This is a genomic window from uncultured Gordonia sp. (genome assembly GCF_937858515.1).
Taxonomy (GTDB): Bacteria; Actinomycetota; Actinomycetes; order Mycobacteriales; family Mycobacteriaceae; genus Gordonia.
Genome location: NZ_CALLZT010000012.1, coordinates 1 through 6,578 on the forward strand (window position 1 = coordinate 1; position 6,578 = coordinate 6,578).

Sequence of the window (6,578 nt, forward strand, 5' to 3'; positions counted from 1 at the left end):
GTCAAATTCGGAGCCAAACCCGATACGCCACCACTACTCGCGGATCTAGGTCAGACCACCATCTGGGCCCACTCAACAGGCAACGGCCACCTCATGAAATTTTGAGGCTAGTGCCTGAGAATCACGACCGGCAACACGCTGACCAGCACCAACGATCACCGGCACCGCGAAAACGGCCTCGAGAGGTCCAACTCAGGTCAGACCACCACCTGGGCCCAACTCAACAGGCAACAGCCACCTCAAGAAATTTTGAGGCTAGAATCCATAGATATCGCGAAAGATATCGTCTATCTCTACCTTGTACTGGCTGGAAGGTTCGCGACCTGCATACATTTCATCGATGATCGTAGCAGTATTGATCTCGACCTGCCTGCGCAACTTGACAGGGGGGATTAAAAGCGGCACCTTCTTTAGGTAATTCGCAGAGTTATTGGCTGTCGGATTTATGGTCTTGATTAGATGGGTTGCGGTGGGTGAATTGAGAAACCCGAGCAGCAGTAACTCATCTTCGGGATTGTATGGAAAAACTCCAACTATTGCTTGGTCAAAGAGTTCGCCGCTAATTTGGCAGGCACGAAGTACTCCACCTGAAACCATTGGGACCGCGATTCCGTGTCTAAAGTAGTAGCGCATGTTCTGCAGCCTTGCTTTTTTGTTCGTGCGATACTTGACGAGTGCGTCTTCGCTCCAGTCCATGTACCAGCGAGGAAGGCTAACAAAACGATCGGGACCGCCCTTGCGTACTGGTACGAAGTGTCGGACATTTGCAATTCCGTTAAGGGCCTCGTCAGCATTCGGGATGTGGTCAGCAATCTTTCGAGGATCAACTCGCGCATATCGCTTAGCGTTTCGGGCTGTGGGATCTGCATTTCGTAGAAAGCTGAGATCATTGCCTGAGTAGAAACCAGTAACGCATGCTGCGATATCGCCGATCCTGGTCGGTGCGGTATTGATCAAGTCAGTGGCCGTTCGAAAATCTGACAGTAGGAAGGCGGATCCAATACTAGTCAAGACGGAATATTGACTAATTGAAAGCGTGGAACCCGTCGAAGCCTTGGTAAGCTCATTGATTGAACTGATTCCGAATCGAGCGTTAAACTGGTTCGTCCGACATTTATCCTCATCGAGATCTCGTTCGAATGTAATGATGCATAGTTTTGCGTACCCCATGCCGATACCAGGAAAGAGTCTTGAGGGAAATACCACTAGGTCAATTATTCGAGATTCAGTAAGGAGGGCGTGCCGAAGATATTTGTGTCGGTGTAGGTAAAGAAAGGTTTCGGGCACAATGAAAACTGCACGTCCTCCGGGTTTTAGGGAATGCAGCGCACGGTACATGAATAATGTGTATGTTTCGCGCACGTATAATCCCGTGTATTCACGCTGCAGCTTATCCCGTCGTGCATGATCGAGCCATGCGCCATAAGGTGGGTTGGCGATGACCCTGTCGTAGCTACGGAGGGTTGCGTCAATGAAGTCTTCGGTAAAGAGTCGAATTCGTCTGTCGTTCGAATAGCGGGTCGAGAGTTGATTGCTGAGGTCACGTTGCACTTCGTATCCATCAACTGTGATGTCAGGATAACGCGCGAGAGTCGCATCAATTAACAACCCGGTGCCAGCGGCCGGCTCAAGTACATGATCGCCTGGATTTGCATCGATGCGATCAACCAGGTAGTTGACAAGCGTCTCGGAATAGGTATGATATGCCTGGTAGTTGTCGCGCGCAGATTTCATCACCATTCTACATACCGTCCAAGTCCTGAATCAACTATATGTTTCGCGGTGCTGGTATCGAGGTCGGTCAGCCAGTCAACATTACTTCTCATCCATTCACGCAGGTTGAACCCGGAGTAGTGGGAGATCTGATCGTAGGTTTCGTCACCGCAGAATGCTTCCCATATCCCGGAGCGCTGGAGTGTTCGAAAGTAGGCATTGTTTTGATCCTCTTCCGCCCTCACCCAGAGCAAGCAGCGGCTGTCCTTGTCGAACGCGCGGTAGATTGAAGCGACGAGGAGTAGCCTGTTGGTGTTGCCTTTTTCGTTCGAACCAAATGCGCTCTTGAAGTCGACTGCGAACTGAGTGCTATCGAATTGGAAATGTAGGTCTAGTGCGAGGTTTATTTCACCTGAATTTACTAGCGCCCACACCTTGTCGTAGTAGGCTTTCAGTTCGATATGCTGTGCGGCTGAAATTGGTAGTTCAGATATGTAGGCTTCCACCTCGTTTGCGAGGGCTAATTTCACGTCTTTGAATAAGGGGGGGATGACGGGCTGAACCGTAGATACTGGATACTCAAAGCAGAGCTTGCAGAACGGCTGCCAAAGTTCGCCAATACGTCGCGAGAATGTCATGTAGTCGTATGGCCAGACTTCGTTTCGGGTCTCAACCATGACAACCGCGTTAGCGTAATTTAGCATGAGCAGTGCAGATAGTTGCTCCTCGCTGTCCCACGATTCGGCAGCAGATTTTGCACGAACACCTTCAACTACTTGGCGGTATGCCTCGGTTGATGCCTTGTTGATATGGCTCGCGCGATCCTTGAACTGGGATTCACCGAATCTACGCCGTGTCTCGGACATAGTTTCTGCTGCTCGTTCGCGAAAATAGGCCATGACATCGGGCTTTCGTTCCGCAAGCTTGCGGTCGACTGTGATCACAGTAGGCGAGTCTACTGGTCGATCAGTCGCGGTCGGCTCCGGGATCGAGCCTATTGGAGGGAGGAGGACCTTCTGGCGGGCTGTCGTCGATTATCCGGTCCAGGTCGGACGCTATGCCGGGTCGCGCAGGATGGGCCGGGAACCGAACGCACGGGCCTGGGCGCCGGTGAGTATCGACGACGGGAGGGCGTCGGACAGGAGCCGGCGGACGAGAGCCGGGTCGGGGTCGAGGGGGCCGTCGGAACCGGCGATGACGACGTTGCCGGTGCGGCGGCCTTTGAGCATCGACGGGTCGGCGATGACGGCGACGTTGGTGAAGGTGTCGGCGACCGTGGCGACCTCGGCGCGGGCGCGGCGCAGGGTGCGGTCGTCGCCGCAGTTGGCCAGGTACAGCCCACCCGGGGCCAGGACTCTGTGGACGTGGGCGGTGAACTCGCGGGTGGTCAGGTGATCAGGGGTGACGGCGTCGCTGAACGCGTCGCGCACGATGACCTCGCGGGAGCCGTCGTGGGCGGATTCGAGGACCTCGCGGGCGTCGCCGACGCGGATGCGTAGCAAAGGGGATCGGGGGAGGGCGAACCATTCGCGGACCAGCCTGGCGAGGGTGGCGTCGACCTCCACCGCCACCTGCCGGGTAGCGGGATAGCGCGCCGCCAGGTAGCGGGGCAGTGAGCAGGCGGCCCCGCCCAGATGCAGTACCCGCAACGACGCCGACGGTTCGTAGCGCTGCTCGATGACCGCGACCATCTGCCGCATGTAGTCGAAGTCGAGAAGCAGCGGATCGTCGGGGTCGATGTGCGAGCTGTGGGCGCCGTTGATGGTGAGCAGCCAACCGCCGGCGATCGGGTCGGGTGCGAGCTCGCAGGTACCCGAATCGATCCGATGCACTCCGGGCGCCGGAGTCGGCTGGGTCTTGGACACAGCGACGAGTGTAGGGACGCCGCACCGGTTGCTACGCTCCGGCGCGTGGATTCTGTTGCCGTCGGCCTGGTGGCCGGCTACGCCGCCGACCGTATGCTGGGCGATCCGCGGCGCTTCCATCCGGTCGCCGGGCTCGGCCGGATTCTCGGCAGCCTGGAGCGAGAACTCTACCGTGACACTCGCAGCGCGGGCGTTGCGTACGCGGCGGTGGCCGTCGGCGGCATGGGCCTGGCGTCGGCGCTGGTGACGCGACGACTGCGCTCGATCGAACCGGTGCTGGTGGCGACGGCGACGTGGGCGGTGCTCGGTGGCACCACACTCGCCGGGGTCGGGGAGCAGATGGCCGACAACCTCGATGCCGGGGACATCGACGCGGCCCGCGCCCTGATCCCCAGCCTGTGCGGCCGCGACCCGCGGTCGCTCGACGCGGACGGCATGTGCCGGGCCGCCGTCGAGTCGATCGCAGAGAACACCTCCGATGCGACCGTCGCGCCTGTCGTATGGGGTGCAGTCGCCGGAGTACCCGGCCTCGTCGCGTATCGCACCGTCAACACGCTCGACGCGATGGTCGGCTACAGGTCGGCGCGCTACCTGAACTTCGGCTGGGCCAGTGCCCGGTTCGACGACCTGGCCAACGTCGTACCGGCGCGGCTCAGCGGACTTCTCGTGGTGGTGCTGGGACCGGATCCGGCGTCGTCGTGGGCTGCGTGGCATCGCGATGCCGGTAAACATCCGAGCCCCAACGCGGGCGTGGTGGAGGCCTCGTTCGCCGGTGCGCTCGGCATCGGGCTCGGTGGGCGCACCGTGTACGCGCATGGCGAGGAGATGCGTCCGCAGCTCGGCTCCGGGCCCGCGCCCGGGTCGCAGGATCTGCGGGCGGCGGTGCGACTGTCCCGGCGCGTGCAGACCGGCACGGTTGTCGTCGCCGTCGGTTACCGACTGCTGCGTGCGGTGTTCAGCCGCCGTAGCGCCGGCTGAGCTTCTCGCGCACGGCGGCCTCCGAGTGCGCAGTGTCGGGGCCGTGTCCGATACCGGCTGCATCGGTGGCTTGGGACGTCGCCGTGGTGGCAGCGCCCGACGATGCGCGCTGCAGGTCCGCACGCGTCTGCGCCCGTTTGGAGGACGTACGTGGGCGCGTGGTGTCCGGTTCGTCGTCGGGGGTAGCGCTCTGCTCGACGGCCTCCCGGGCGCGGCGCCGGTGAGTGACCTCGGACCAGATGAAGTAGCCCAAACCCAGCGGTGCCATGATCCCGAACGCCAGCCACTGCAGTCCGTACGACAGATACGGTCCCGAATCGAGCTGCGGCAGCGCGATGACGCCGAGCGAACCCGGCTGACCGCCCGACAACTGCACGTAGAACGGATCGAATGCCAGCGACGTGGCGGCACCCACCTCGACGGGATCGATCGTGTACACGGCCAGGGTCCCGCCCTCCTGATGGGCACCCCGGCCGGGAGAGGTGCCCTCGGAGGCCCGGATCCGTCCGGCGATGGTGACCCGGCCCTGCGGCGGTGCGGGCACATCCACACCGGCACCGCCCTGCGCGGGACGCACATACCCGCGATTGATCAGCACAACTCGATCCGACCCTGCGACGGCGAACGGCGTGAGCACCTCGATCGCGGGCCGCTCCTCGGCCGAACGCAGCCGCACCAGCACCTGCTTGGCCGGCAGGTAGGAGCCGGTGATGGAGACCTCGCGCCATTCGGTGTTCTTGTCGAACGGGGCACCCTCGACGGCGACGTCGTCGATCGGCACGGTGTCGGTGGCCACGGCCTTCTTGATGAGGTCGTTGCGGTGCGTGGTGTCGGAGTTCTTGCCGAGCTGCCACGGCGCCAGCAGCATGAAGCAGGCGGCGGCGAAGGCGATGACCACCACACCCAGGACGATCCACCCGGGGCGCAGGATTGTTCGCAGCACATGCACCACTACAACGCTACCGATCGGGGTACCGGCCGAGGGGACCGACCGGCCCACCGCGGGTGCCGTGCCGAAGCGGTCGACACGGCAGATCGGCGTTCCGCGCGGGATCACCGAACCGGCGGTAGCGTGGGAATCGTGCGTGATTTCCTATGCCGAGAATGTGGCCAACGACTTTCCTTCGAGAACAGCCTGTGTCTGCACTGCCAGTCGCCGCTGGGTTTCTGGCTCGAGACCAAGACCTTCTACACCCTCGACGACTCCGGCAAGGTCGAAGTCGACGGTAAACTCCTCGAAAAGTGTGCCAATGCTGTAGTGGCGCAATGTAACTGGTTGGTCGAATGGACCGGCCATCCGGAGCTGTGCGCCTCGTGCACGCTGACTCGGACGCGGCCCGCCGACGCCGACACCGAGGCGCTCAAGGAGTTCGGGCAGGCCGAATCCGCCAAACGCCGGCTGGTGCTCGAACTGAACGAACTCGGACTGCCGATCAGCGGCTACGAGGACAACAACGTCAACGGACTCGCGTTCGACCTGCTCTCAAGCGCGTCGGAATCGGTGGTCACCGGTCACGCGAACGGTGTGATCACCCTCGATCTGGCCGAGGGCGATGACGTCCACCGCGAGCAGATGCGCGTCGAACTAGCCGAACCGTACCGCACCGTTCTCGGGCACTTCCGGCATGAGATCGGGCACTACTACCAGATGGTTCTCGTCGACGACGCCGCGCGACCGGGATTCGAGGAACTGTTCGGCAACCCGGACGAGGACTATCAGGCCGCCATCGACCGGCATTATTCGCAAGGCGCGCCGGAGGGCTGGCAGCAGAACTTCGTGTCGTCGTACGCGACGATGCATCCGGCGGAGGACTTCGCCGAGACCTTCGCGCACTACCTGCATATCCGCGACACCCTGGACACCGCCGCCGCGTTCGCGATGGCCCCGGCCGGTTCGACGCTCGACAGCGACCTGCCCGGCGATGTCGGCTTCGACCGGATCGTCGAGTGGTGGCTGCCGCTGTCGTGGGCGCTCAACCAGATCAACCGGTCGATGGGGCATCCGGACATGTACCCGTTCGT

General features: G+C 61.4%; 6 protein-coding genes. 2 read left to right on the forward strand and 4 right to left on the reverse strand.

All coding sequences use genetic code 11. The annotated features are described in order from the left end of the window. Nucleotides 1-255: 255 nt before the first annotated feature. From Q0627_RS01105 to Q0627_RS01115, 3 genes are all read right to left on the reverse strand, one after another. On the reverse strand, nt 256-1,734 hold the full coding sequence (locus Q0627_RS01105; RefSeq protein WP_298807227.1) for an Eco57I restriction-modification methylase domain-containing protein: 1,479 nt from the start codon (nt 1,732-1,734) through the stop codon (nt 256-258). Continuing rightward, the gene (locus Q0627_RS01110) at nt 1,734-2,657 is read right to left on the reverse strand and encodes a hypothetical protein (RefSeq protein WP_291015551.1); all 924 of its coding nucleotides are present in this window, start codon (nt 2,655-2,657) and stop codon (nt 1,734-1,736) included. Before Q0627_RS01110 ends, Q0627_RS01105 begins: the two co-directional genes overlap by 1 nt. 111 nt (nt 2,658-2,768) lie before the next feature. Then, nucleotides 2,769-3,578, reverse strand: a complete 810-nt coding sequence (locus Q0627_RS01115; protein WP_291015549.1) for a fused MFS/spermidine synthase — start codon at nt 3,576-3,578, stop codon at nt 2,769-2,771. Nucleotides 3,579-3,623: 45 nt separating this feature from the next. Here Q0627_RS01115 and Q0627_RS01120 point away from each other — a divergent pair, with 45 nt between their 5' ends. Then, nucleotides 3,624-4,556, forward strand: coding sequence for a cobalamin biosynthesis protein (locus tag Q0627_RS01120; protein ID WP_298807228.1), 933 nt, complete (start codon nt 3,624-3,626; stop codon nt 4,554-4,556). On the opposite strand, the gene Q0627_RS01125 is transcribed toward Q0627_RS01120, so the two are convergent. Beyond that, nucleotides 4,534-5,505 (reverse strand): SURF1 family protein, encoded by a 972-nt coding sequence (locus tag Q0627_RS01125; protein WP_291016801.1) that lies wholly within the window; start codon nt 5,503-5,505, stop codon nt 4,534-4,536. The two genes, Q0627_RS01120 and Q0627_RS01125, sit on opposite strands and share 23 nt — an antisense overlap. Nucleotides 5,506-5,637: 132 nt before the next feature. Here Q0627_RS01125 and Q0627_RS01130 point away from each other — a divergent pair. Then, nucleotides 5,638-6,578 (forward strand): putative zinc-binding metallopeptidase (locus tag Q0627_RS01130; RefSeq protein ID WP_298807232.1); only part of this gene is annotated, 941 nt, incomplete at its 3' end.